Here is a 25619-nt window from a genome sequence, read left to right as displayed (position 1 = left end):
GGATCATTTCCTCTCGATTTTTCCGAAGAATGCGCTGGTGCCTTCCAATGAGATGACGCCATCTGACACGCTGTTCCTGAAACTTGGCACGTCAAGTGCACTGAACGTGCTCACATCGAAGGGCGGCTTATATTGCGCCGGCAAGCGCCCCAGATTGAATATACAGAGGACCTCCTCATCCGCGTGCACGCGGCGGAAAGCCAGGATCGCCTCGCCGCCAACGCTGGCCGGGAGCAGTTCGATATCCCCTTTGATCATCGCCGGATGAGCACGCCGGAAAGCGAGAAAAGCCCTGTAATGCGACAAGACGGAGGTCGGATCGGTTTCCTGACGGTTCACAGCCAGCGGCAGATGGTTGCTATCGACCGGCAACCAGGGGCGGGCTGGCGAAAAACCGGCATGATCCGCTTTGCTGTCCCAGGGCATTGGGGTACGGCAACCGTCACGACCCTTGAACTCGGGCCACAGCCGAATGCCGTAGGGATCGACGAGATCCTCGTAGGCCAGTTCGGCCTCGGTCAGCCCGAGCTCTTCACCTTCATAACAACAGACCGATCCGCGAAGCGAAAGCAGGAGCGAACCCATAAGCTTGGCAAGCTGGCCGATATCATCGGCATGTTCATGCCACCGGCTGACGTGTCGCGACACATCGTGATTGGAAAAGGCCCAGCATGGCCAACTGCCGGCTGCCTTTTCCTCAAAGCGGGCAATCCGCTTTCGGAAGATGTCAGCATCGTACTCGTCACCGAGAAAGTCGAAGGTGTACGCCATGTTGAGCTTGTCGTTGTTCGACGTGTATTCCGCCATCAGGTCAAGAGACTGAGGACCATAGCCGATCTCACCGACGCTCGCAGAGCCCGGATATTCGTTCAGCAAGGCCCGGAAACGGCGCAAGAAATCCACTGTTTCGGGGCGATTCTTGTCAAACAGATGGTTCTGGTAGTGATACGGCTCGATCTCTTTGGACTTCTCGACAAAGTCTGCCGGCGGATTGGAACGAAGGCGTGCGTCGTGACAGTAAAAGTTCGTCGTATCGAGCCGGAAACCATCGACGCCGCGTTCCAGCCAGAAGCGTACCGTATCCAGAATAGCGTCCTGCGCTTCCGGATTGAGCAAATTCACATCCGGTTGTTCAGCCAGGAAGTTATGAAGGTAGTATTGTCGACGCGTGCTGTCCCATTGCCAGGATGAACCGCCAAAGACCGAAAGCCAGTTATTCGGAGGTGAGCCGTCAGGCTGCATGTCAGCCCAGACGAACCAGTCCGCCTTTGGGTTGGTTCGGCTTGACCGGCTTTCGATGAACCACGGATGCTGGCTCGAAGCGTGGCTTAGAACCTGGTCAATCATGACCCGAAGACCGAGACGATGCGCCTCGGCAATCAAGGCATCAAAATCGTCAAGAGAGCCAAACATCGGGTCGACATCGCAATAATCCGAAATGTCATATCCGAAGTCCTTTTGTGGCGAGGCGAAAAAGGGCGAAAGCCAGATCGCGTCAACGCCAAGCGCCGCAACATAGCCCAGCCGGGCGGTTATTCCGGCGAGGTCCCCAATGCCGTCGCCATTGCTATCCTGAAAAGACCGGGGATAGATCTGATAGATGACGGCGCCGCGCCACCAGTCTTCATCGCTGGAGATAGAGGCGAAGCCATTCTTCATATCTTTGGAAGGCATAATAAAAGTCATCCTTTGACACCTCCGGCAGTCAGACCAGAGATGATCTTTCGTTGGAAAATGAGAACCAGCGCGATCAGCGGAACCGTGACAATCACCGAGGCGGCCATGATGTTGCCCCACGGAACCTCGAACTCGGTGGCGCCGGACAGGAGCGCGATTGCCACCGGAACGGTTCTGAGGTCATCGTTGGAAATAAAGGTGAGCGCGAACAGGAACTCGTTCCACGCGTGAATGAAGGCAAGCAGCCCGGTCGTGACCAGTGCCGGCCACATCAGCGGCAGGAACACTCGCGTCACGATCGTCCACGGAGAAGCGCCGTCAACGATCGCCGCTTCCTCGATTTCGACGGGCAGGTCGCGCATGAATGTGGTCAGGACCCAAACCGTAAACGGCAGAGTAAAGATCATATAGGCAAGGACGAGCGACCAGAGCGAATTATAAAGGCCGATCGCGCGAATGACTTCAAACAGCCCCGCCAGCACTGCGATTTGCGGGAACATCGATACCGACAGGATCGTCAGAAGCAGCAATCCGCGGCCCCGGAACTGAATGCGGGCCAACGCATATGCCGCAGTGACTGCCAAAAGAAGCGAAATCAGAACGACGACCGTGGCTACGAAGACGGAATTCAGGATGTTTCTCGGAAAGGTCCCGTTGCCTAGAACAGCCATGTAATTGGAGAGATTGAAATCAACCGGCAGATAGTTCACCCGGAACAGAGCCGTGCCGGACTTCATCGATGTCAGGGCGGCGTAGTAAAAAGGGAAAACCGACTGCAGCACAATGAATGCGACCAGAGCATAGAATGCAACTTGCTTGATCAGGCGCGGCATATCAGGCTCCTTTCCCGATATTGATCCGTCCGATACGGATGTAAGCGATGGTAATCAGCGCAACGACGAGAAACAGCAGTGTCGATGCGGCCGAGCCGTAGGCGAACTTGTCGAAAGCGAACAAGTTCTGCTGGGCAAACACCGACATGGTTTGCGTCTGCTCGTTGTTCGGCGTGAGGATGTAGATCAGATCGAAAATACGAAGCGCATCGAGCAGACGGAAAATGACGGCGACCATCAATGCGGGCCGGACCAGCGGCAGCGTGATGCGCCAGAAAACCTTGAGCGGCGAAACGCCATCAATATAGGCGGCTTCATAAATGTCGCCCGGAATCATCTGCAATCCGGCCAGAACAAGCAGAGCCATGAAAGGCGTTGTTTTCCAGATATCAACGATCAGCACCGCAATCATGGCCGTGTCGGGAGAGGCCGTCCAGGCGATGGGCGTCGATATAAGGTGAAGGTTGAGCAGTACATCATTGATGATGCCGAACTGGTCGTTTAGCATCCAGCCCCACATCTTGGCTGAAACCACCGTGGGGATTGCCCAGGGGATAAGCACCGCCGCACGCACCACGCCCCGCCCGGCAAATTTGCGGTTCAGGACAAGCGCGATAACAGTCCCGAAAACGGTTTCGAATGCGACGGACACGAAAGCAAAGCGCAGCGTGTTCCAGACCGCTTGCCACCACGCAGCATCGGCCAACAATCCGAAGGTAAGCGTTCGTCCGTTGGGCAGCGTTATGGATGAAAGATAGTTTGAAAAACCGACAAACTCTGCGGCAGCGAGGTTGCTGAGCGAAGCGTCCGTAAAGCTGTAGTAGATGGTCAGGAGAAGGGGCCACCCTGCCACGAATGCCAGGATGATCAACATCGGGGTCACAAAAAGTATCGCCCAGCGTCTTCGGCTGGCTGAGAGCTGCAGCTTCTGATTCATGGCACGCCGCCAATCCCGTCTGATTTTTTCAATGTATATGGAGAAGGAGGGCGCGGCGGTGGCTTGACCGCCGCGCTGATGGTCGATTACCAGCCGTTGCCGCGAAGCTGATAGAGCTTCAGTTCAAGCTCTTCCAGATTGTCCTGAGCAGAACCATTGCCTGAAAGCGTATTGTAGGCGGCAGTCCAGAACAGCGACGAAACTTCGTTGTATTTCGACTTTGTCACGTTCGATGGTCTGGAAACGGCGGTCTCAAGCGAATCTTCCCAACGCAAAGCGAAGGGTTGTTTGGCCTGCACTTCCGGGTCCTCATACAATGCGACGGCGGTCGGCGCGTTCGAGTTATACATCACGCGATATTTCTGCGCTTCGGGAGAAGTCAGGTATTTCACCAGTTCAACCGCCGCGTCCGGGTGCTCCGAATATTTGGAAACCGCGAGGTTGAAGCCGCCAAGGGTCGCGGCGGACTCGCCGTTTTCGCCGGCGGGAAGCGGCGCAACATCAAATTTGCCCTTAATGGCCGAATCGTCCTGCTCACCCAGAGCGTAGGCATATGGCCAGTTGCGCATGAAGACAGCATTTCCAAGTTGCCAGATGCCGCGCGTATCCTCCTCCTTGTAGGAAAGAGTTCCTGGCGGAGAGATAGTGCCGATCCATGATTTCGCGCGCTCGAGCGCTGCTGCGGCATTTGGGTTGTTGACGCTGATTTCCCCATCAGCTTCGACGATATTGCCGCCGCCGCTGGAGACAAGCCATTCCAGCCCGTCGCATGTCAGTCCTTCATAGGGCGCCCCCTGAAACAGAAAGCCCCACATGCTGGCGTTGCCGTCCGCTCTTTCAGCGTCCATGATTTCCCGAGCAGTCGTGGTCATTTCATCCCAGGTCTTTGGGACATCCTTGCCGTATTTCTCGAGCAGGTCCGTCCTGTAATAAAGTCCGGGGATAGTTGCATACCAGGGCAAGGCGACGAGCTTGCCATCGACGGTCTGAGAGCGGATGGTCGACGGGAAATACTCATCGATGACATCTTCGGTATAGGGCGTCAGATCAATGAACTGATCGGCAAGTTGCGGCGCCCAAACCACATCGGTGCGATAGACGTCGATGTCGGGATTCCCAGCCGCAAGCCAAAGCCGGTACTGAGAGAATTGATCGCTTGAGGAGGGCGGCAGAGAAACCACCTTGACCGTATGTCCGGTCTTGTCCTCGAAAGATTTCAATTGCTCCTGAAGAAGCCCGAGATCGTTCCCGACAAGCCCGGTCACAATCGATATTTCGTCGGCACGGGCTGCGGTCGAGGCGAGCAGCGACAAGGCGAGTGCCGCACCGCTTATGGTGCAACCGGCCAATAGAGATTTCATGGTTTTCGTCCTCCCAAGGTTCAAGATCCTGCTGCCTCAAACACGGGAGATTGCAGCGACGGCGGAGGCCGACTGCAGCCTACAGGACCCAAATTGACTATCCAATTCGTATTGGATGAGTCGTAACCTATTCCGTATTCATCAGTTGTCAAATACATTTTTTTGACGTTTTAATTGGAAATGGGACTCTTTTTGCTATATGTTTGATATAATTATGTTTCCAAATCGAATTGGAATTTAACCAGTTCGCCATTGTTGCGAGCCTCTACACCAAGTGCCTTTTGACATGAACCAGAAAGAACTCGCGACATTTCTCAATCTCTCCCAGACCACTGTTAGCCGCGCGCTTGCCGGCTATGCCGACGTGAGCGAAGAAACGAAGCGGCTCGTTCTTAAGACGGCCCTGGAACATGGTTATCGCCCGAATTCGTCAGCACGCCGGCTTGTCACCGGAAAGGCGGGCTCTATCGGCGTGGTCTTTCCGATGGAGAGAAATTTGATCGTCGATCCGCACTTTCTCGAGGTGCTCGCGGGATTGAGCGAAGCGCTGGGTGAAGTGGGAACCGACATTCTGCTGACGCCCACAATTGCGGCTCGCGAAATCGACACCTATGACCGTCTGGCTCGTGAAGGCGCCGTCGACGGCATCATCATCGTCGGCACAAAGGTCGAAGACGAGCGGGTCGAACACCTTGCCAAGCTTGACTTCCCGTTTGTCACCCATGGTCGAACGAAGCGCGGAAGCGAGCACGCTTATCTTGATATAGACAATGAAGGCGGATTTCGGCGGGCAACAGAACTTCTGCTTGACCTTGGCCATCAGAAGATCGGGCTGATCAACGGACAGCCCGACCGAAATTATGCAGATGACCGACTTATTGGCTACCGGAAGGCCTTGGAGGGCCGCCATCTGAATTTCGAGCCATCTCTTGTGGTTGCTGCGCCGATGACGGTGGAAAAAGGATATCAGGCTGCGCGTGCGTTTTTGACGCAAACCGTGAAACCCACGGCAATTGCCTGTGGCTCAACCGTTGTTGCCATAGGGGTCATGCAGGCTTTGCGGGAGAACGGACTCGATATCGGAAAAGATATCTCGATCGTTGCACATGATGATGGCCTATCCACCGTTCGCGCGGATCTGTCGAGCCTTCCGCTGACGACGACTTTCTCTCCTGTTCAAGCCGCCGGCAAGCGCATCGCCCAAATGCTGCTTGAACGCATTGGAGGTGAGGCCGTGACGGCACTTCAGGAAATATGGCCCGTCGACCTGATTGTCAGAACATCCACCGGTAAGGTTTGACGATCTTAGATCGCCACTATACCCGCAAGCCCTTCACCCAGAAATCCGGGTATCATCAGGACGCCAGAGCGTAAAATGAGTCCTTAGTCGCCTCCAAGCAGGCTTCCCAATTATACACGATGGAGGCGAACAGTTTCTTTTCATGGGCCACCGGCGGATGATCCGCGAGTGATGCCGAGGCCGCGTGAGTTGTTCGATCCATACCGGCATACCGATTACTACGCACAGGCACTCGACAGCAGCACGCGTTGGTTCCTTGCGGTTTCCACTTCGCCATCGCACCGCTTTTCGAACGCTTTGAAAAGGTCGTACCGTGCTGTCAGAGAGACCTCCCGTCAGCCAAACGCAATAGAGGCTTCGCGTTCAAGCTGACTGAAATCCATCCACGCCGCCCAGCACTTTCGGACGGTTGATCCTGGAAAACGCCGTACCTCTATCATCAAAGAGATGCAAAGCGTCCGGCTGAAAGGTAACAGGGTATGCGCCCCCGCGGCTCCAGAACGTATCACCGCTTGCTTTCACCATCAGCGACTGCCCCCCTGCCGCCTGCAACTGCAGCATGGCATGATCGCCAATATTCTCGGCAACCTCGATAGCGCAGGCAAAACCACCAGCATCGCCAGCGGGGTCGATATGTTCCGGGCGGATGCCGATCGTCACCGTGTCGCCGCTGCGCGTATCAGAAGCAGGGCGAACCGGCACGGAAACCCGAGCAAACCCGGGCACCTCCACAATAATCGCGTCGGCTTCCACGGCGGCGATGGCCCCTTCGAGAAAGTTCATCTTCGGCGAACCTATGAAGCCCGCAACGAACAGGTTTTGCGGCAAGTGATAGAGCTCCAGCGGGGTGCCCACCTGCTGCACATCGCCATGGTCAAGCACCACGATCCGGTCGGCAAGCGTCATCGCCTCGATTTGGTCGTGGGTCACATAGGCCATGGTGGTGCCAAGGTCGTCATGCAGTTTCGATAGCTCGAGCCGCATGTGGACACGCAGCGCCGCATCAAGGTTCGACAGCGGCTCGTCGAACAGAAACACCTGCGGGTCGCGGACGATCGCCCGGCCGATGGCAACGCGCTGGCGTTGACCGCCCGAGAGTTGACTGGGGCGCCGCTCCAGCAGATGCTCGATGTGCAGAATGCCGGCCGCCGCGCGCACCTTGCTATCGATCTCATCCTTCGGACGTTTGGCGAGCTTGAGGCCGAACGACATGTTTTCATAAACGGTCTTGTGCGGATAGAGCGCATAGGACTGAAACACCATGGCAATACCGCGCGCCTTGGCCGGAATATCATTGCAGCGCTTCTCCCCGATCAACAGATCGCCGCCGCTGACCTCCTCCAGCCCGGCAATCATGCGCAGCAGCGTGGATTTACCGCAGCCGGAAGGGCCGACAAAAACGATGAACTCGCCGTCGCGCACCTCAAGTTCAATGCCCTTGATGACTTCCAGCGCACCGTAGGACTTGCTCAGATTTTTCAGGGTAAAGCCGGCCATTGGTTTCCTCCTCGGCTGTTTCGCGTCTGTCAGGGCCGCGCGTCGAAGACAACGCCATTGCCGGTGATGAACTGGTTTGAATAAGGGTAGAAATGCTTCTCGAAGGGCATGCGCGGGGTGGCGGCATAGCGCACGGCAAAGCCCTCCGGCCTGAAAAAGGCTTCGGTCGCTGCCCGCAGATCCGCCTTCAGCGCCGCCTCTCCCGGCGCCTGAGAGAGATCGTTCCACTCGTCGGGATCATCGGCGAGGTTGTAGAGCTCCTCGCCGCCGTCCAGGTAGAGGCAGTATTTCCAGTCGCCGCGGCGCAGCATGCAACCGGCATATTCCGGCTGCTTCAACACGGCACTTTCGCAGAAGAGGTCACGGTCCGGCGCCTCACCTCCGGCGATGACCGGCGTGAGGTCACACCCTTCCAAACCGTCGGGCGGAGTAATTCCCGATGCGGCGCAAAAGGTCGGGTAAAGGTCGATCAGCCCGGCAAGCGCATTCGTCCGGCACCCGGCCTCTGCCACGCCCGGCCAGCGGATGATCAGCGGAACACGCGCGGAATCCTCATAGAAGACGGTCTTCTGCCAGAGCCCCCGCCGCGCCGCCATCTCACCGTGATCGGAGGCGTAGATGATGATCGTATCCTCGAAGAGACCGAGATAGTCGATCACATCCAGAAGCCGGCCGACGGCATCGTCGACCCATTCGACACAGCCGTAATAGGCAGCCAGCGCCCGGGCATTCACCGCATCATCGCCCCGGTGATGCGCCGTGCCGCTCGCCGCTGCCGCTTTCTGCACAAAGGCGGGCGCATGGGAAAGCCAGTCGGGATCATAGTCTGGTAGTTCCACCCTGCCCGCGAAGCGCTCGAAGAAGCGACGCGGCGGGTTGATCGGAAAATGCGGCTTGTCGAAATGGACGGCCAAAAAGAACGGCGCATCTCCCGGTCGTCCCGCATGACCCTGCAGCCATTTAGCCGCCTCGCTGACGCAGATTTCCGTCTGCGTCATGGCAAGGGGAATGCCTGAAGGGCCGGCATCGCCCAGGATATCACCAAGACCGGATTCGTTGGCGTGGCGGGCGGGATCCGGCTGGTGCGCCTGGCCGTAGAGATCGCCATAGGGGCGTTCCTGAAAGCCCTGGAACTGCTCGCCGTTGAAATGCGTCTTGCCCACAAGCGCGGTGCGGTATCCGGCGCTGCCGAGCGCGCGCGCCAGCGTTGGGCCGTTGGCGGGGAGGATGTGGCGATTGTCGTAAATGCCGGTCGTGCGGCAGTATTTTCCGGTCAGAAGGCTCGCTCGGCTGGGCACGCAGAGCGGGTTCTGGCAATAGGCGTTGTCGAAACGCATGCCGCCTGCGGCCAGGCGGTCGAGCGACGGTGTTTTCACCGGCGTGTCCGCACAATCACCCATCGCACGCACGCTGTGCTGGTCGGAAAACAGGAACAGAATATTAGGCTTCTTTTTCATGATCTCTTCCTCAGGCCTTGACCGCGCCGCCAAGCCGGAGACCACCCTTCTGCAGCGGCTTCTGGATCAGGAAATAGACAAGCAGCGTGGGCGCCGTGTACAGCAGCGCGAAGGCGGCAAGCTGGCCATACATGGCCTCGCCATATTCTCCGAAAAAGCTGTAGAGCGAGACGGCCATCGGATAATTGTCGCGGCTTTGCAGCAGGATGAAGGGTACGAAGAAATTGCCCCAGTTCTCGATGAAGGACAGAATGAAGATGGTCGCGATCCCCGGCGCCAGGAGCGGCACGACGATATAGGCGACGCCTTCCATGCGGGATGCCCCTTCCGTCCACGCCGCCTCTTCCAGATCGGTCGGAATGGCATCCATGAAGCCCTTCATCAGCCAGACCGCAAAGGGAAGCTCTGCGGCCGTGCGGAAGACGATGACGCCCGCAAGCGTATCGACGAGGCCGATATGGACGAACATCACATAGATCGGCACCATGATGGCGGTGATCGGCAGCGCGCTGGCAAAGACGATCGTGTAGATATACTGCTTTCCGTAGCGCAGCCTGTAGCGCGACAACGGATAGCCGGCAAAGAGCGCGAGGATGACCACCAGGCACGACGTCCCGGCCGAAATGATGACGCTGTTCATGAAGGGACGGATCGCGACATCCTCCGTCAGGATCGCGCCGAAATTCGTCAGGCTCCAGCGGGCCGGCAGTTGAATGGCAAGCGTCGCCTCGGCATCGAAGGCCGCCAGCACCATCCACACCATCGGCACGACGAAGGCGATGGCAACGAAGGTGAGCGCGATATCGGCGGCCAGCCGGTCGCGGGTCTTGGCCTTGGCAAGATTAGCCATTGCGCGCTTCTCCCACTTTGAACAGACGGACATAGATGAGGGAGGCGATGACGCCGAAGCCAAGCAGCAGGACGGCGATTGACGAGCCGTAGCCGATAAGGCCGAAATCATAGGCCTGATTGTACATCAGGAGCGGCAGCGTTTCCGAGCGCGTGCCGGGCCCGCCCGCCGTGGTGATCCAGATGATACCGAACACACCGAGCGTGTTGAGCGTGGTCAGCACCACATTGATGGCGATCACCGGGCGGATGATCGGCAGGATGACGCCGAAGATCGATTGCATGCGCCCTGCCCCGTCGATCTCGGCGGCTTCAAGCACTTCGCTTGAAACATCCTGAAGAGCTGCGGAATAGACGAGCATGGAAAAGGCACAGCCACGCCAGATGTTGATGACGATCACCGCGGCAAGCGGCGCCGTCAGAAGCCATTGCTGGTGGGCAAAGCCGAAAATATCGAAAATCTGGTTCATGCCGGATTCGTCGCCGCGCAGGAAGGTGTACCAGAGAAAGCCCGCAACGACTTCCGGCACCACCCAGGCGGTGATGACGATGACCGAGGCCAAACTCTGGATGGCAGGCGTCGCCATCTGCCGCACATAGGCAATGCAAAAGCCGACAATGTTCTGCCCGGCAACGGAGAGGCCGACGAACACCGCCGTCCGTCCGAGCGCCGCCCATGTGCGCGGATCGGTAAAGAGATAGTAGTAGTTCTCAAAGCCGATGAAGGCCGGATTGCGTGCTGCGTAGCCCGACAATCCGAGATTGGTCATGGATGTGTAGATGGCCCAGATGATCGGCACCAGAAAGAAGGCGACGATCATCAGGGTGGCCGGGGCAAGCGGCACAATGCGCATCAGCACTGCTGCCGGCCCTTGGCCCGTTCCGCTTGCCCCTTGCGCCATGTCAGTTCGCTTTTTCGACGTTCGATGAGCCGGCAAGACGGGTGAGCTGGCGGTCGAAGCGGCCGGCGGCGTCTTCGACGCTGTCTCCGCCGACCGTTACGGCCTCCATCGTCTCCTGGATGAGGGAGGAGACCTGCGGATAGATTTCCAGCGCCGGGCGGAAATTGGTCACCTCAACCAGTGAGGAGAAGAAACCGGCGGTCGGATTGGTCTCGAGATAGGTCTCGTCCGCGATGACGTCCTTGCGCACGCCGATCGATCCGGCGCGAATGGCATAGGTCAGGCTGTTTTCGAAATTGGCGACCGTGGTCATGAAATCAAAGGCGAGATCCTTGTCCTCGGCCTTCGGGCTCATGGCGATGGTCCAGCCGCCGGACATGGAGGTGAAGCCGTTGCCCTGGCCATTCTGCGTCGGGATCTTGGCCATGCCGAGCGTCTCGTTCCACGCCGCCCAAGGCGCGGTGCCACCCTCGATCCAGCGCGCCCAGATCCAGTTGCCGTCGATGAACATGGCAACCTTGCCCTCGGGCACGCGCTGTTCGACCAGAACGTTCTGGAAGCTCGAATCCTGAAGATCGGTATCGGAGACGAGATAGCCGTTGTCATAGGCGGTTTTCAGGAAGGCCAGCGCATCGCGGAAGCCCTTGGATCCAACGATCCATTTCTGCGTTTCCGGATCGAAAAGCGTTGCAGAGAGCCCGCCCGGCGTGCCAGAGATCAGGTTCATCAGACCCCGCATCGTGCTCGCCTCGTTGCCGGCCTTCGTCACATAGATATTGATCGGATCGACGCCGGGGAGGTTTTCCTTCACCTTGGCCGCGGCATCGAGAATGTCCTGCCAGGTCTTCGGCTGCCAGTCAGCCCCCACTCCGGCCTTTTCGAGAAGGTCCTTGTTGTACCAGATGGCCTGGGTGTCGGTGCCGAGCGGAATGCCGTAAACCTTTCCGTCGACGAAAGACTTGCCGTTCTGGACCGCGATCTGGGAGAACTGATCCCACTCGTCCCAGCCGGAGAGCCGCTCGTCCAGCGGCTCGAGATAGCCCGCGGCGGCATCCGCGGTGATCTGGAAACCATCCTCATAGATAATGTCAGGCGCCGTCGATGCCGACTGGTTCATCAGCGAAACCTTGGTGTAGTAGTCGCGCGCCGACGAACTGATCGCGTTGAGCTCGATCGTGTCGCCGGGGTGTTCGGCTTCGAATTCGGCCTTGGCCGCCTCCATGACCGCCGACACATAGGGCGATTCGCGATAGACAACGGACAATTCCTCCGCCTGCGCCAGGGCAGGTAGACCACAGGCAAAGCCAGCGGCCAGCAGCGTTGACAGCTTCAAGTGAGCACGAAAATTCATGTTGTTTCCTCCCTAAATGACCTGCAAACGATATCACATATTTTTCACTGGTCAACAAAGCCTCACACCAAATTTCACGCTGAATCCGCGAATTCCGCCTCAGAAATAGCCTTTTACGGGACTTCTCTTTGGCGTATTGACTAAATTTGAGGCGCGTGCCAATGATGTGGACATGCAATCGTTACCAGATAAGTGATATGGCAGAACAAAGAGACACTATGACGCCCGTCGTCCTGGCGGTGGATATCGGGGCCACCAAGATCGCCGTCGGCCTCGTGCATGCTGATGGCGCAATCGCCTTTCAGTCTCGCGAGCGCTCGCCCGTCAGGGCGGAGCCGAGCCTGGCGCTGATCGAGCGGCTCGGCAGGGCAGCCGAGGTCCACGCCAGAAAGAACGGGCTCACCATAGAGGGAACGGGCATTGCCTGCGGCGGTCCGCTCGACCTCGAAAAAGGCCTGGTCCTGTCTCCGCCCAACCTGCCGGACTGGGATCGCATACCGCTGACAACGCAGATGGAAACCAGCTTCGGCGCGAAGGCCTATCTGCAGAATGACGCGGCGGCGGGCGCAATCGCCACGGCGCTCTGGGACAACCCCGACGCGGTGAGGGACGTGACCTATATCACCGTCTCTTCGGGGATTGGCTGCGGCGTCATCACCGATGGCTTTCTTTATACTGGCCATACCGGCAACGGGTCGGAGCTCGGCCACATCCCGCTGATTTACGATGGCCGCGCCTGTAACTGCGGCCTGACGGGATGTTTTGAAGCCTATGTCTCGGGAACATCGATCGGCAAGCGCTACACCGAGGCCAAGGCCACGTGCACGGCGACGCCGCGCCCCTATTCCGCGCGCGACGTCGCCGATGCGGCGCTTGCCGGCGACGAGGAGGCCCTTGCCTTCTGGCACAGTTCGATGGGCATGCTTGCCCGTGCGGTGCGCGCGGCCGCCGATCTGTTCGATCCCGCCCTGCTGGTGATCGGCGGCGGCGTGACCGAGGCCGATGGGGAGCTCTTCGCGCCCGCGATGGCGCTCGTCGGCAGCAGCATGGCCGCCGGCGTCGGTCAACGCCTGACGGTGCGCAAGACGGGCTTCGGCCGCAATTCGGGCGTCGCTTCTGCGGCCTCCGTCGCATGGAACGAAATCGGCAGCGCCACGGGCGTCAAGGTGAGGATCAGAGAATGACGGCAAGCCTGGAAGAAGAGATGGCGGCCCATTTTGCCATGAACGCGGAAATGCGGGCTCGCCTTCCCGATATCATCGCCATCGCGGACGCGATCTGGCAGAGCGTCTGTGCGGGCGGTTGCGTCTATGTGTTCGGCAATGGCGGTTCGGCCGCGGAAGCGTTGCATTTCAGTGGCGAGCTGATCGGCCGCTATAAATCCAACCGGCGCCCCCTGCCCGCGACCTGCCTCTCCGCCGATGTTTCGGCGCTCACCTGCATTGGCAACGACTTTTCCTTCAATGCCGTTTTCGCCCGTCAGGTCACGGCCCTTGCCGGACCGCGGGATATCGTCATTGCCTTTTCCACAAGCGGACAGTCGGAGAATATCCGCTCGGGAATTGCCGCCGGCTGGGCAAAAGGCGCCAAAACCGTTCTCTTCACCGGCCAGAACGGCGCCGAAATCGCGAAGGATTGCAGCCTCGCCTTCATTTCACCCCACACGATGACCGCCCGCATTCAGGAAATGCACCAGCTTGCCATGCACCTGATCTGCGCCCGTCTGGAAACACTCGTCGCGGAGAGCGAAAATGTCTGAGCAGAAATCGCGTTTTGCCACCATTCACATGGTCGGCCATGCCCATCTCGATCCCGTCTGGCTGTGGCGCTGGACGGAAGGCTATCAGGAGGCCCGCGCGACGCTTGCCGCAGCCGTCGCCCTTCTTGAGGAATTCGAGGATTACGTCTTCACCTTCGAGCAGGTCGCCGTCGTCGACTGGATTCGCGAGAGCGACCCCAAGCTCTTTGCCCGGCTTCGCGAACTCGTTGCATGCGGACGCATCGCCATGGTCGGCGGCTGGTGGGTCGAGCCGGACTGCAATCTGCCGAACCTCGAATCCTTTGTGCGCCAGGGGCTGATCGGCCAGCGCTATCTGCTTGAGCATTTCGGCGGCATCGCCAATGTCGGCCTCAACGCCGACCCCTTCGGCCACTCCGCGGCCCTGCCGCAGGTACTTGCCGGCCACCGGATCGCCTCCTACTGCTTCCTGCGCCCCGGCCCGCACGAAATCGACATGCCGCATACGCTGTTTGAATGGCAAGGTCTGGGCGGCGCCTCGGTTGCCGCCTACCGGATCCCGCATGAATACTGCACGACCGCAGAAGACGTCGACCGGCATATGGAATCCGCCATCAGCAAGATCGGCGCGGCGCTTGAGGACGAGGCCATGGTCTTCTATGGCGTCGGCAATCATGGCGGCGGCCCGACCCGGCGAAACCTGAAGAGCATCGAGGCGCTTAATGCAGACGGCCGGTTCGGCAAGCTGATCATGTCCGGCCCCGACCGCTATTTTGAGGCGCGCCGGAAGAACGGCAAGCCCATGCCGGTTCACGAGGGCGAGCTTCAGCGCCACGCCGCCGGGTGCTACGCGGCCTTTGCGAAGATCAAGCAGATGAATCTGAAGGCGGAAGCAGCCCTATTGGAGGCGGAGCGGTACGCCACGCTTTCCGCGGCCACACAGGGGGTCCCGTACCCCCGCGAAAAGCTCGACGAGGCATGGAAGACGCTGCTCTTCAACCAGTTCCACGACATCCTGCCCGGAAGCTCGATCCTTCCCGCCTGCGAAGACGCGGTCCATGCCCTTGGCGGCGTGATCGCGACGGCAGACAGGGTCACCAACCGCGCCCTGCAGATCGCCGCTCGCGACATCGCCATACCGGCAGACGAGGAAACGCAGCCGGTCATCGTCTTCAACCCGCATCCATTCGAAGCCGAGATCACGGCCGAGCTGGAACTTTCCTTCCTGCCGGGTAACTGGATCGTCAGCGCCGAGGATGGCGAGGAGACGCCCTGGCAGAAGATCAGAGCCGATGCGACGATCCGCGAGGAAGACATCTTCCGCGACCGCTATCGCGCTCGCATTGCCTTTCCCGCCAGGGTGCCGGCCTTTGGCCACAGGCTCTATCGCGTGCGAAGAACCGATGCGCCGCAAGCCATACCGCAGGTCCAGGCACGCGCTCACGGCATCACCATCGAGAACGCGCATCTGCGGGTGACGATCAACCCGCAGACCGGCTGGCTTGACGAATTCGTCACTCTTGCCAACGGGCAGGATCTCGCCCCTGCCAAAGGCGCCATCCATACCGTCGTATCGGCCGATGGTTCCGACACCTGGGGCCACCGGGTCGAGACCTATGTGGGCCAGGGCCGCCAGTTTGAAGTCGAGAGCATCCACATCGAGGATGCCGGCCCCGTTCGCGCCGCCATCCGCGTCAATGTCCGTCTCGGACGCTCTCGCCTGACCGAGCTCTTCGTGCTCGACAGCGATGCCCGATCGCTCGAAATCCGCACCGAGATCGACTGGCACGAAGAACTCCACCTTCTGAAACTGCGCTATCCGACGGCGATATCGGCCAGTACCGCGCGCTACCAGATGCAATATGGCTATGTGGAGCGGCCCGCAGACGGGCTCGAATATCCCGGCCAGCGCTGGGTCAGCGTCGCCGGTTCGGATGGCAAGCGGATCAGCGTGATCAACAACGCCAAATACGCCTATGACTGCGTCGACGGCGATATCGGCATCACCGCCGCGAGAAGCCCTGTCTTTGCCTGGCATGATCCGCGCGAGTTGCGTGACAACGAGCATTATCACTATCAGGATCAGGGCCTGCAGCGCTTCAGCGTGCGGCTTTTGCCCCAGACGGGCGACGATATGGCAGAGGCAAACCGGCTTGCCGAAATGATGGTCATGCCGCCCCGCGTGATGATGGAAAGCTTCCATCCTGGCGACATGCCCGCCGCGCGCGGGCTGATTTCCGGCCTTGAGGAAGCGCCCGGCCTTCGGCTGACGGCGCTCAAACCCTGGGAAGACGATCCTGCGGCAACCGTTATGCGTTTCGTCAATGACACGTCCGGCCCGATTGCGGCCCGGCTTGGGCTTGACTATGCCGGCGGCCATCTGCTCTCGCTCGACCTCGAACCTTTCGAAATCCGTACGCTGGCCGTCACGCCTTCCGGCAAGATCGTCACCCTCGATCTTCTCGAGTTCGAGCCCGACCGCCAACTTAACCTCCTGTCCGAAGGTATCTGACCATGGCCCGCCAACCCGAAATCTGGCCGCCCCTCCTCACGCCGTTTCTGGAAAACGGGGAGATCGATCTTGATGCCATTCAGGGCCTCGTCGATTTCTATATCGAGCGAGGCGTTGCCGGCCTGCTGGTTACAGGGCTTTCTGCTGAACCGCTATCGATGAACGATACCGAGCGCACCGAGATCATCGCTGCTTCAGTCCGCGCCGTGTCGGGGCGCGTTCCCATTGCCGCTTCGGTGTTCTGCGAGGATAACGAAGCCTGGCCTGAGGCAATTGCGCGCGTAAGGGCAATCGGCGGCGTCGATTGCGCTGTGCTTTTGACCGGACACCTCGTCGAAGAGGGTGAAAACGACGACGCTCTTCTCGCATGCCTTGAGACGATCATCGCCGATTGCAGCGGCGATCTCGGTCTCTACGAGGCGCCCCGCCCCTATAAGCGACTAATTTCAGACAAGGCGCTTGAATACGCGGCTCAGAGCGGACGCTTCACCTTTTTGAAGGATACCTGCTGCGATCTTGCGCGAATCAAGCGCCGGATCGACATTGTCAGCGGCAGCCGGCTGAAGCTTATGAACGCCGAGGTGGCAACATTTCGGGCCTCGTTCAAGGCCGGTGCGGACGGATTCTGCGGTCTCATGGCCAATGTCTTTCCGGACATGCTTGAGCGGGCGGCGACCGAGGAGACCGATGCGCTCTCACTGCTGCTGACCGCCGGGGATATGGCGCTGGAGCAGAGCTATCCCGGATCTGCCAAGGCACTGCTCAGCGAAAATTATGGGGTCGGCCTGACCAGTTTCTCACGCGTTTTGGGGCGGCTGACGACGCGCAGCGACTGCACCGGTCTTTTCGCTCTTGATGAATACTTCAACAGATACCAGAAAACGCGCTAAAAGAGCATTTTTGATGAGGCACGTACTCCATGGCAGATAAGCGCGTCACGATCGGCGATATCGCGGAGGCGGTCGGTCTTTCGACCTCGACCGTCTCGCGCGCACTCAGCGGCAAGGGTTATGTCGCGGCAGACGTCAAGGCGCGCGTCGTCGCGGCGGCGCAGAAGATCGGCTATGTGCCCGACCTCAATGCCCGCAATCTCAGGCAGGGCTCCAGCACACAGATCGGCCTCGTGGTCTCGAGCATTCTGGACCCCTTCTATGCCGAACTTGCCACCGGTTTTCAGGAGGTTGCGCGAGCAGAGGGCTATGAGGTCATCCTGATCATCGACCGGGCCGATCCGAAGGAGCAGAGGGCGGCAGTGAAGTCGCTGATCGCCATGGGTGTTTCGGCAATCGCGATCACGCCGGTCTCCGCAGAAGCGGTGGCAAGCGTGCGCGATTTCGGCCGACCGGTCCTGCAGGTCGACCGCTCCGTCAGCGACGACAACGCCCTTGTCGCAGGCGACAACCGAGCCGGCGGCAAGATGGCGACCGAACATCTGATCGGCTTCGGTCATGAACGGATCGCCCTCCTCATCGATCACGACCAGTGGACGACAGGACGGGCGCGCATCGAGGGCTGGCGCGAAGCCTTCACGGAGCGTGGACTTGCCGTGCCGGAAGACCTCATTTTCAAGCTCGGATCCTCCGACGCGGAAATCGCCTCCGGTCTTGACCGTTTTGTTGGGGCGCTGAAATCGAGGTCGATCACCGCGATCTTCTCGGCCAACAGCGTCGTCTCGCAACGCCTTTACGTGGCGCTTGGCAAGCACGGTGTGCGCGTTCCAGAAGATGTCTCGGTGGTAGCCTATGACGATGCGCTCTGGATGACCATGGTGACCCCGACCATCAGCGCCGTCAGCCAGCATGTCGAAGAAATGGGTCGTCATGCTGCGGAATTGCTCATCCGACAGATCGGCGCGGGCCGTAAAGGCCCTTGGCCCGTTCGCACCTTTGTTCAACCGAGCCTGATAGCGCGCTCCAGCGTGCTCGCTCTGCATAACGGGTGATGATCGAGCCCCAGCCTCTGACACGGCAAAGACCGTGAGCGTCGATGCCGGCAAGCCGCAGGCGCCGAAGCACCGGCCGGCCGCTCAGTCGTGCCAACCAAGGCGCTGGGAGATCACGCGCGCTTGGTAGACGACGATCTTGGCCAGATCCGGGATTTCGTTTTCGAGAATCTGCCAGGCCGGGCCGTTGACGCTGATGCCGGCGAATACGCGGCCGTTCTGATCGTGGATCGGAGCGCCGAGACATCGCAGTCCTGGCTGATGCTCCTCATTGTCCACGGCATAGCCCTTCTCGCGAATTTCGGCCAGAGCCCTTCGCAGATCATCGGGATCAGTCATTGTCTGGTCGGTGTAGCGCGACAGGCCCGCCGCAATCACACGCTCGACGGCGTCTTCCGTCTGAAAAGCGAGGATCGCCTTGCCGATGCTCGTGCAATGCACCGGCGCGTTCTCGATCATGCCCGCTTTGGTATGGCTTTCGTTTCCGGTCCCCACACGATGGATGACAACGGCCTGCATCCCGTCGAAAACAGCCAGATGAACGGTCTGGCCGGTCATGTGCTGAAGAGATTCCATCATCGGCCGGGCTTCCCGGCGCACATCGAGATTGGCGAGCACAATATCGCCGAACTCGAACAGCCGGAGTCCCAGGCGATAACTGTCGCGCTCCCTGTCCTGATCCAGAAACCCGACCTCCCGCATGGAAGCCACCAGCCTGTGCGTCGTGCTCTTGGGAAACCCAGTCCGCTGGCATATCGTCGCAAGCGACAATGCACGGTCGTTGACTGAAAAGCACTCCAGGATGCGCACCACCTTCGACAGCGACTTCAACCCCTCGTCGCCTCTGCCTTTCCCCCGTGCTGTCTGATCGTCTTTCATTATTACCCCCAAAAGCGTTCCGTGAACCCGCTTGCCATAATAAGGAATTCAATCCTGATATACGGAACATCTAAATCGTTTCAGTCTCAAGATAGATTTTGAAACGAGTTTATCGAGAGACACCATAACCGATCTTCGCCGTGCCGTAAATCCCACTATTCGGAACGCTATTCTTTTTTTTGGGATTCAGGTTGACAGATTCAGTCTCTAGTGAGAGCATCAGTTCGCGGTACAGCGTTCCATTATGCGGTATTGCTACAGGGAGGTTTGATCTGACGCTCAACGCCATTGCGATGCGGCGGGGCCGTTTCTGACCACAAAGGACATCGGCTTTCCTGCCCGCGTCAAACAAAGGGGGATTCTGGACCGCAGGGCCTTGTCGGCTCTTTTCGGAACCCAAAAGGAAGATTGGGAGGAGAATTCAATGAATATTCTGAAGACGCTTCTGGCGACGACCGTGATCGTCGTCGGCGGTATTTCGGCAGCGTGCGCCGAATACCCGGAACGGCCGATCACGCTGATCGTGCCCTGGGGCGCAGGCGGCGGAACGGATGCCACCGGACGGATCCTGGCAACGCTGATGGAAGAAGAGCTGGGCCAGCCGATCAATGTCGTCAACCGAACCGGCGGCGGCAGCGTCATCGGCCACAAGGCAATCGCCGACGCCGATCCCGATGGTTACACGCTGGGCATCATCACCACGGAACTGTCGATGTTCCATTGGCTCGGCACATCCGAGCTGACCTACAAGGATTTCACGCCGCTCGGCCTTTATAACGCCGACCCGTCCGCCGTGGTCGTCAGAACTGACGGCCCGTTCGACAGCATGGACGCGCTTACCGCCGCGATCGAGGAAAATGCCGCGGCGATCCGGGCCGGCGGCGCCAATCAGGGCGGCGTCAATCACCTGGCCTATGTCACGCTGGTGAACGAGCTTGACGGCAACAGGGCATTCTGGGTGCCGACCGAAGGCGCCGCTCCTGCCCTGCAATTGCTGGCATCCGGAGCGATCGATGTCGGCGTCGTCCAGCTTCCCGAGGCTCAGGGATTGATCGATGCCGGCGAACTCAAGGCGCTGTCGATCCTCGGCACCGAGCGCGATCCGGCACATCCGGACCTGCCGACCATCAAGGAAAGCACCGGTATCGACTTTCCGATCAATGGCTGGCGTGGCCTCGGCGGGCCAAGCGACCTCCCCGACAACGTCAGCGCGACGCTGATTGAGGTCATGGCCGATGTCGTCAGCAGCCCCGCATTCGCCGACCTGATGGCCAAGCGCTCCTACGGCGTCGTGTGGGAAGGCGGCGACGCCTTCGTCGACTACCTCGCCCAGCGTGACGAGGCCTTCGGCAAGGCCATGAACGCCGCCGGTCTCGTCAAGGACTGACGGACCGAACCGCGCCGCCGAAGGCACTCCATTCGACATCTGAAACTCGGTTCTTTTCGGCCGTATCCCGGCCGGAGTGCCTTCGGCCGTCTGCTCGCGACACCAACGGAAAGGAGTGAGGCCATGAGTGACACCTCACCAGAAGACGACAATGCAGATCGCGTCGCCACCGGCGTTCCGGACACCGTCCTCGGATTGCTTTTCGTGATCGGTGGCGTGGTTCTGGCTGTCACCGGAACGCGGATGGAAGGGCTCGGCGGCATGACCATCGGCGGGGGAACCCTGCCCATCATCATCGGCTGCGCCTTCGTTCTGGCGGGCGGCATCCTGGCGTTTCAGGGACGCGCGGAAATCGCGATGCTGCGCCGTCATGCAGCCGTGCTGTTCAAACGCAAGGATTTCACCTGGTTTCCGGTCACAGTGCTGGTGAGCCTTGGCCTCTACATCCTGCTTCTGGAATCCGTCGGCTTCCTGCCGCTTACCTTCCTGTTCATCCTGCTGATGATCCGCATCGGCGGCGGCGGCCTGGTGCGCGGCGGCCTCTATGCAGCATTTCTGACGGTGTTCATCTACTTCCTCTTCGTCAACGGACTTCGCGTTCCGTTGCCGGTCGGCATTCTCGGGTGAGGAGAAACGACCATGCATGTCTTTCTCGAAGCAATCGAACTTGTCATCACGCCCTATACATTGCTGGTGATCTGCGCCGCAGCGACTTTCGGCCTTTTCGTCGGGGCCATTCCCGGCCTCACCGCCACGATGGCGACGGCGCTGCTTGTGCCTTTCTCCTTCTACATGGATCCGGTTCCCGCCATCGCAGCAATCGTGGCCTGCACCACGATGGCCATCATTGCGGGCGACATCCCCGGAGCGCTGATGCGCATTCCCGGCACCCCGGCCTCCGCGGCCTATGTCGACGAGGCCTATGCCATGACCAAGGCCGGGCGGCCGGCGAAGGCGCTGGGCATTTCCATCTGCTCGTCATCGGTCGGCGGCATGATCGGCTTTGTCGCCCTGCTCTTCATCGCGCCGGCCCTCGGCAAGATCGCACTGCAGTTCTCGAGTTTCGAATATTTCTGGCTGGCCATGCTGGGGCTGTCATGCGCGGCGCTGATCAGTTCGGGAAGCAAGGTCAAGGGAACGCTTTCGCTGCTTCTCGGCCTGTTCATCGCAACCGTCGGCCTCGACCCGCTGACTGCCACGCCACGCTTTTCCTTCGGCTGGACGGAACTGATGGGCGGCATCAGCTTCATACCGGCCATGATCGGCATGTTCGCCCTGTCCGAAATCCTCCGGCACAAGGCCGGCGAGCCTGGCAAGCGCGAACCGGTCATGAAGATCGGCAACCCGCTTGCCGGTATGGTGGGCACGCTTTGGCGTCACAAGTTCAATGTGCTTCGCGGCAGCGCGTTCGGCACGGTGATCGGCGCTCTGCCCGGCGCCGGCGGCGATCTCGGCGCCTGGATTTCCTATGCCATCTCGAAGAAATTCTCGAAAACGCCGGAAAAATTTGGGACCGGACATTCCGAAGGACTGGTGGAGGCCTCCGCGACCAACAATGCCGCGCTGAGTTCGGCGTGGATCCCGGCCATGGTCTTCGGCATTCCCGGCGATGCTGTCACGGCCATTGCCGTAGGTGTCCTGGTGATGAAGGGCATGAATCCCGGCCCGACAATCTTCATCAACAATCCCCAGAACTTCTACGCGGTCATGATCGTCTTTGCGCTGGCGAACCTGCTGATCATCCCGCTCGGATGGCTTGCCGTACGCTTTTCGCGCTCGATCTTCCGCCTGTCGCGCACCTATCTCAACGCCTCCATTCTCGCCTTCTGCATCGTCGGCTCCTACGCGGTCAACAACTCGGTCTTCGGTGTCGGCGTGATGCTGGCCATGGGCGTGATCGCCTTCATTCTCGAGAGCAAGGGGTTTCCGATCGCTCCGATCATCCTGGGCATCGTGATCGGCCCGCTCGTCGAGAAAAACTTCCTCACATCAATGATCATCGCCGACGGGAACTTCCTGGGCTTCTTCGAACGCCCGATCGCCGCCGGACTAGGCCTCTTCACGATCGTCATCTGGGTGCTGCCCCTGATCGTCAGAGGCGTCAGCCAAACCCGCAAGCTTGCCGGCGCGACCGGCGGGATCGCCAATGCCGACCGGGGCTCGCAGTAAGGCGCGAGAAACCGGCAACACGAAAAGAAAGGAGATGACGGAAAAGTAATACCGACGACACACCCGTACCGGGACAACCATCGTTTGGAAAACTCCAGAAAGAGACTGAAATGTATAACAAGGACACTTACGGCCGCGTTCTCATCCCGCTCGTCACCCCTTACGGCGAAGACCAGAGCGTCGATCACGGCAAACTCGCGGCACTCGCAACCCATCTGGTCGACAACGGCTTTGCCGACTCGCTCATCCTGTCAGGCACGACCGGCGAGTTTCACACACAGACATTCGCCGAACGGGTCGCCATTCTCGAAACGGTCAAGAAGGCGGTCGGCGGCCGCGTTCCGCTGATCGCCGGCGTCGGCTGCACCTCGACGATCGAAACGATCGCGCTCGGCAAGGAGGCAGAGAAGCTGGGCTTCGACACGGTCATGGTCGTAGCGCCCTACTACACCAAGCCGGCACAGCAGGAGATCCACAACCACTTCGTCAAGGTCGCCGAAGCGCTTTCGGACCTCAACATCATGCTCTACAACATTCCGATCTTCACCGGCGTCAACATTGACCCCGATACGGTCGGCAAGCTTGCAGCGCTCGACAATATCGTGGCAATCAAGGAGGAGGCAGAACTCAATCCCAAGCAAATGACCGCTTTCCTCAACGCCACTCCGGAAGACTTCATCGTCTACAATGGCGACGACACCATGGTTCTCGAAGCCTTCACGCAAGGCGGCGAAAAGCGGATCGGCGGTGTCGTATCCGGCGCTTCCCACGTAGTCGGCGACTATATCCGCAAGATGATCGACACTTTTCTGGCAGGCAATATTGCCGAGGGCGCGGCGATGCAGCGCAAGCTCTATCCATTGCTGAAGGTCATGGGAATCAACGGTCGCACAAACCCGGTATGCCTCTGGAAGGATGCCATCCGCCTGACCGGCGGGGATGCAGGCCTGCCGCGCCTGCCCCTGACCCCGGGCACGCCAGAAGAAGTCGAAGCTGTTCGAAAAGCCCTTTCCGACTTCGGCATCCTCTGACGCAACCACCGGGAGAGGACGCTGGCGGGCGTCCTCTTCTGGAGCCCCGAACCGATTTGACACAGCCAGCTGCAAGGCCACAGGACAACAGATAATGAAAAAAGGTACATCATTCCACGGGATCATTCCACCCGTCGTCTCGACCTTCACCAAAGACGAGGAGATCGATACGGCACTCTATCGCCGCGAGGTTCGCTACCTGCTGGATGCAGGCGTCCATGGCATTTCGCCCGGCGGAAGCACCGGCGAGGGCGCGGCGCTCACGAATGCCGAGCTGGTGCAGATGATCGAGATCATCAAATCTGAAAACCGTGCGGGCGTTCCCATCGTCGCCGGCGTCGCCCGCTGCTCCACCGCTGCGGCGATCGAAACCGCGATGGCGGCCAAGAAGGCCGGCGCGGATGCGCTTATGGTCACGCCGACATTCTATAATGTCCTGGTGCCGGACGCGGCCGGCAACAAGCGCTTTTACGGCGCAATTTCCGAGGCGGTCGGCCTGCCGATCATCATCTACAACGTCGTGCCCCAAAACGAGATCTCGTCCGAACTCTTTTCCGAGCTGCTCGACATCGAACATGTCATCGGCGTCAAGCAGAGCGTCGGCGGCATCATGGCCATGTACGACATGCGGATCGCCTGCGGCGACCGCGGCATGGTTTATGCCGCAACCGACGAAATGCTCCATTCCTGTTTCGCGCTCGGCGCCGATGGCGCGATCTCTGCCATTCTGGCTCTTTTCCCCCGGCTTTCGGTTCGCATGTGGGACCTGACGCGGGCCGGAAAATACGACGAGGCGCTCAAGACCCAAAATCGCCTCTACCCCCTTTGGAAGATCGTGCGTGGACCGCAATTCCCTGCCCGCATGAAGGCGGCAGCCGGGCTTCTCGGGCGCGATTGCGGCTTCTCGAAAAGCCCGATGTCCGATGTGCCGGAAGAACTGGTCGACCGGATGTCGGCAATTCTGAAAGGCGTGAAAGACGAATAGATGCAGGAGATATTACATGAAGTGGTGACGACAGGGGTAACCGCAAATCAACCGACGACTCTGTGACAGCGAGAAATTTGATTTGGAGGCGGTGGTGCGAGCGAGGTGACTGGCGTGCCGCCCTTGATCTCCAGCTGCGCAGGCTCGCAGGTTGTGCACGCCGCATCAGGCCAGATCCACAACCACCGACCGGCCTTTTTCTGCTATTGCCACCTCCTTTTCTCATTTTGGGCAGGTAAATGTCTTCAATTTGTAGGCCGATTCAGGATCACTTTACGGCCCCTTTTGAGCCTGTCCGGAAGGCGGCGCCATGTCGGCCAGTCAGGCCACTCCCTGATTTCTCGAACGCTGTCGGTCTGCGTAAGCAACTGCGATGTCCGGGATGGGGTGGAAACCAGAATGGCAGGTCTTGTGCCGGTGCTTCATAGAACCAGACATTCAGTGTCTACACTGGCGCTTCTGGCTAGATATCGAACGGCCTAAGCGGGTAGTTCACCCCTCCACGGGCCTCTCCAGTGGGCCCCGGATTTGTCGAACAAGCAGGGGCACAGCGGGCGCATGGAGCATTTCGACAAATCGTTCATGCACGAATCCGGCGGCACGGTAGAATTCGAGTGCCAGGGGATTCGCCAAGACGAAGATTCTGCGTTCACCCCATCGGTGGGCTAACTCGGCAACAGAATCAACGAGCGCCTTCCCGATACCCCTTCGCCAATATGGACTTCCCCTTCAAAAGTGGAGGGCTTCTGTTAGATAAGACTGACAGGAGACTTGGAATTGAAGCAGCGAGAATTTACAGAAGAGTTCAAACG

General features: G+C 59.5%; 21 protein-coding genes and 1 pseudogene. 11 read left to right on the top strand and 11 right to left on the bottom strand.

The genetic code is table 11. The annotated features are described in order from the left end of the window. Positions 1-3: 3 nt before the first annotated feature. The 4 genes from EDC90_RS04830 to EDC90_RS04815 all read right to left on the bottom strand — a co-directional run bounded on the left by EDC90_RS04830 (position 4) and on the right by EDC90_RS04815 (position 4808). On the bottom strand, positions 4-1674 hold the full coding sequence (locus EDC90_RS04830; RefSeq protein ID WP_165972738.1) for an alpha-glucosidase: 1671 nt from the start codon (positions 1672-1674) through the stop codon (positions 4-6). Between the two features lie 8 nt (positions 1675-1682). Next, entirely contained in the window at positions 1683-2510 is an 828-nt protein-coding gene (locus tag EDC90_RS04825; RefSeq protein WP_132309151.1) for a carbohydrate ABC transporter permease, read from the bottom strand. 1 nt (position 2511) lies between these two features. Then, on the bottom strand, positions 2512-3447 hold the full coding sequence (locus tag EDC90_RS04820; protein ID WP_132309149.1) for a carbohydrate ABC transporter permease: 936 nt from the start codon (positions 3445-3447) through the stop codon (positions 2512-2514). 86 nt (positions 3448-3533) lie between these two features. After that, a complete protein-coding gene (locus EDC90_RS04815; protein ID WP_132309147.1) occupies positions 3534-4808 on the bottom strand; it encodes an ABC transporter substrate-binding protein in 1275 nt (424 codons plus the stop codon). A gap of 286 nt (positions 4809-5094) precedes the next feature. On the opposite strand from EDC90_RS04815, the gene EDC90_RS04810 reads away from it, so the two are divergent. Then, positions 5095-6108 carry a substrate-binding domain-containing protein gene (locus EDC90_RS04810; protein ID WP_132309145.1) on the top strand — a complete coding sequence of 338 codons (1014 nt, stop codon included), beginning with the start codon at positions 5095-5097 and terminating at the stop codon, positions 6106-6108. A gap of 363 nt (positions 6109-6471) precedes the next feature. On the opposite strand, the gene EDC90_RS04805 is transcribed toward EDC90_RS04810, so the two are convergent. Genes EDC90_RS04805 through EDC90_RS04785 form a run of 5 tightly spaced genes read right to left on the bottom strand, consistent with a single transcriptional unit; the run spans position 6472 to position 12164 of the window. Continuing rightward, entirely contained in the window at positions 6472-7605 is a 1134-nt protein-coding gene (locus EDC90_RS04805; protein ID WP_132309143.1) for an ABC transporter ATP-binding protein, read from the bottom strand. Positions 7606-7634: 29 nt separating this feature from the next. Further along, positions 7635-9062 (bottom strand): sulfatase-like hydrolase/transferase, encoded by a 1428-nt coding sequence (locus tag EDC90_RS04800; RefSeq protein ID WP_132309141.1) that lies wholly within the window; start codon positions 9060-9062, stop codon positions 7635-7637. 10 nt (positions 9063-9072) lie between these two features. Continuing rightward, the gene (locus tag EDC90_RS04795; RefSeq protein ID WP_024708646.1) at positions 9073-9912 is read right to left on the bottom strand and encodes a carbohydrate ABC transporter permease; all 840 of its coding nucleotides are present in this window, start codon (positions 9910-9912) and stop codon (positions 9073-9075) included. Then, the gene (locus EDC90_RS04790; protein WP_132309139.1) at positions 9905-10813 is read right to left on the bottom strand and encodes a carbohydrate ABC transporter permease; all 909 of its coding nucleotides are present in this window, start codon (positions 10811-10813) and stop codon (positions 9905-9907) included. The genes EDC90_RS04795 and EDC90_RS04790 overlap by 8 nt, the downstream gene beginning before the upstream one ends. A gap of 1 nt (position 10814) precedes the next feature. Next, positions 10815-12164 (bottom strand): extracellular solute-binding protein, encoded by a 1350-nt coding sequence (locus EDC90_RS04785; protein WP_132309137.1) that lies wholly within the window; start codon positions 12162-12164, stop codon positions 10815-10817. 218 nt (positions 12165-12382) lie between these two features. Here EDC90_RS04785 and EDC90_RS04780 point away from each other — a divergent pair, with 218 nt between their 5' ends. From EDC90_RS04780 to EDC90_RS04760, 5 genes are read left to right on the top strand one after another with little or no spacing between them, the layout of a single operon-like run. After that, positions 12383-13348, top strand: a complete 966-nt coding sequence (locus EDC90_RS04780; protein ID WP_165972737.1) for an ROK family protein — start codon at positions 12383-12385, stop codon at positions 13346-13348. Then, positions 13345-13923, top strand: coding sequence for a D-sedoheptulose-7-phosphate isomerase (locus EDC90_RS04775; protein ID WP_165972736.1), 579 nt, complete (start codon positions 13345-13347; stop codon positions 13921-13923). The genes EDC90_RS04780 and EDC90_RS04775 overlap by 4 nt, the downstream gene beginning before the upstream one ends. After that, positions 13916-16414, top strand: a complete 2499-nt coding sequence (locus EDC90_RS04770; RefSeq protein ID WP_132309131.1) for an alpha-mannosidase — start codon at positions 13916-13918, stop codon at positions 16412-16414. Before EDC90_RS04775 ends, EDC90_RS04770 begins: the two co-directional genes overlap by 8 nt. Positions 16415-16416: 2 nt before the next feature. Beyond that, entirely contained in the window at positions 16417-17304 is an 888-nt protein-coding gene (locus EDC90_RS04765; protein ID WP_132309129.1) for a dihydrodipicolinate synthase family protein, read from the top strand. Between the two features lie 29 nt (positions 17305-17333). Then, positions 17334-18356 (top strand): LacI family DNA-binding transcriptional regulator, encoded by a 1023-nt coding sequence (locus EDC90_RS04760; protein ID WP_132309127.1) that lies wholly within the window; start codon positions 17334-17336, stop codon positions 18354-18356. An 84-nt stretch (positions 18357-18440) separates the two neighbouring features. Here the strand turns inward: EDC90_RS04760 and EDC90_RS04755 are convergent, their stop codons facing one another. Continuing rightward, positions 18441-19235, bottom strand: coding sequence for an IclR family transcriptional regulator (locus tag EDC90_RS04755; protein WP_132309125.1), 795 nt, complete (start codon positions 19233-19235; stop codon positions 18441-18443). Positions 19236-19659: 424 nt separating this feature from the next. Here EDC90_RS04755 and EDC90_RS04750 point away from each other — a divergent pair, with 424 nt between their 5' ends. From EDC90_RS04750 to EDC90_RS04730, 5 genes are all read left to right on the top strand, one after another. After that, complete coding sequence (locus tag EDC90_RS04750) at positions 19660-20622, top strand: tripartite tricarboxylate transporter substrate binding protein (RefSeq protein WP_132309123.1); 963 nt, start codon at positions 19660-19662, stop codon at positions 20620-20622. Between the two features lie 123 nt (positions 20623-20745). Further along, positions 20746-21249, top strand: coding sequence for a tripartite tricarboxylate transporter TctB family protein (locus tag EDC90_RS04745; protein WP_132309121.1), 504 nt, complete (start codon positions 20746-20748; stop codon positions 21247-21249). A 12-nt stretch (positions 21250-21261) separates the two neighbouring features. Then, positions 21262-22791: a tripartite tricarboxylate transporter permease gene (locus EDC90_RS04740; protein ID WP_132309119.1), complete on the top strand. Its 1530-nt coding sequence runs from the start codon at positions 21262-21264 to the stop codon at positions 22789-22791. 110 nt (positions 22792-22901) lie between these two features. After that, on the top strand, positions 22902-23822 hold the full coding sequence (gene dapA / locus EDC90_RS04735; protein WP_132309117.1) for a 4-hydroxy-tetrahydrodipicolinate synthase: 921 nt from the start codon (positions 22902-22904) through the stop codon (positions 23820-23822). A 94-nt stretch (positions 23823-23916) separates the two neighbouring features. Continuing rightward, positions 23917-24807 carry a dihydrodipicolinate synthase family protein gene (locus tag EDC90_RS04730; protein ID WP_132309115.1) on the top strand — a complete coding sequence of 297 codons (891 nt, stop codon included), beginning with the start codon at positions 23917-23919 and terminating at the stop codon, positions 24805-24807. A gap of 492 nt (positions 24808-25299) precedes the next feature. Here the strand turns inward: EDC90_RS04730 and EDC90_RS21530 are convergent. Next, positions 25300-25515, bottom strand: a pseudogene (locus tag EDC90_RS21530) (GNAT family N-acetyltransferase); the annotation flags it as partial. Positions 25516-25619 lie beyond the last annotated feature (104 nt).

Source organism: Martelella mediterranea, from assembly GCF_004342225.1.
GTDB lineage: Bacteria > Pseudomonadota > Alphaproteobacteria > Rhizobiales > Rhizobiaceae > Martelella > Martelella mediterranea_B.
This window is presented reverse-complemented; position numbering and strand designations above follow the sequence as displayed.

Bases quoted from the DNA above. Each gene is read 5' to 3' on its own strand.
- EDC90_RS04830 (WP_165972738.1), bottom strand. From the start codon at position 1,674: ATGCCTTCCAAAGATATGAAGAATGGCTTCGCCTCTATCTCCAGCGAT.
- EDC90_RS04825 (WP_132309151.1), bottom strand. From the start codon at position 2,510: ATGCCGCGCCTGATCAAGCAAGTTGCATTCTATGCTCTGGTCGCATTC.
- EDC90_RS04820 (WP_132309149.1), bottom strand. From the start codon at position 3,447: ATGAATCAGAAGCTGCAGCTCTCAGCCAGCCGAAGACGCTGGGCGATA.
- EDC90_RS04815 (WP_132309147.1), bottom strand. From the start codon at position 4,808: ATGAAATCTCTATTGGCCGGTTGCACCATAAGCGGTGCGGCACTCGCC.
- EDC90_RS04810 (WP_132309145.1), top strand. From the start codon at position 5,095: ATGAACCAGAAAGAACTCGCGACATTTCTCAATCTCTCCCAGACCACT.
- EDC90_RS04805 (WP_132309143.1), bottom strand. From the start codon at position 7,605: ATGGCCGGCTTTACCCTGAAAAATCTGAGCAAGTCCTACGGTGCGCTG.
- EDC90_RS04800 (WP_132309141.1), bottom strand. From the start codon at position 9,062: ATGAAAAAGAAGCCTAATATTCTGTTCCTGTTTTCCGACCAGCACAGC.
- EDC90_RS04795 (WP_024708646.1), bottom strand. From the start codon at position 9,912: ATGGCTAATCTTGCCAAGGCCAAGACCCGCGACCGGCTGGCCGCCGAT.
- EDC90_RS04790 (WP_132309139.1), bottom strand. From the start codon at position 10,813: ATGGCGCAAGGGGCAAGCGGAACGGGCCAAGGGCCGGCAGCAGTGCTG.
- EDC90_RS04785 (WP_132309137.1), bottom strand. From the start codon at position 12,164: ATGAATTTTCGTGCTCACTTGAAGCTGTCAACGCTGCTGGCCGCTGGC.
- EDC90_RS04780 (WP_165972737.1), top strand. From the start codon at position 12,383: ATGACGCCCGTCGTCCTGGCGGTGGATATCGGGGCCACCAAGATCGCC.
- EDC90_RS04775 (WP_165972736.1), top strand. From the start codon at position 13,345: ATGACGGCAAGCCTGGAAGAAGAGATGGCGGCCCATTTTGCCATGAAC.
- EDC90_RS04770 (WP_132309131.1), top strand. From the start codon at position 13,916: ATGTCTGAGCAGAAATCGCGTTTTGCCACCATTCACATGGTCGGCCAT.
- EDC90_RS04765 (WP_132309129.1), top strand. From the start codon at position 16,417: ATGGCCCGCCAACCCGAAATCTGGCCGCCCCTCCTCACGCCGTTTCTG.
- EDC90_RS04760 (WP_132309127.1), top strand. From the start codon at position 17,334: ATGGCAGATAAGCGCGTCACGATCGGCGATATCGCGGAGGCGGTCGGT.
- EDC90_RS04755 (WP_132309125.1), bottom strand. From the start codon at position 19,235: ATGAAAGACGATCAGACAGCACGGGGGAAAGGCAGAGGCGACGAGGGG.
- EDC90_RS04750 (WP_132309123.1), top strand. From the start codon at position 19,660: ATGAATATTCTGAAGACGCTTCTGGCGACGACCGTGATCGTCGTCGGC.
- EDC90_RS04745 (WP_132309121.1), top strand. From the start codon at position 20,746: ATGAGTGACACCTCACCAGAAGACGACAATGCAGATCGCGTCGCCACC.
- EDC90_RS04740 (WP_132309119.1), top strand. From the start codon at position 21,262: ATGCATGTCTTTCTCGAAGCAATCGAACTTGTCATCACGCCCTATACA.
- dapA (WP_132309117.1), top strand. From the start codon at position 22,902: ATGTATAACAAGGACACTTACGGCCGCGTTCTCATCCCGCTCGTCACC.
- EDC90_RS04730 (WP_132309115.1), top strand. From the start codon at position 23,917: ATGAAAAAAGGTACATCATTCCACGGGATCATTCCACCCGTCGTCTCG.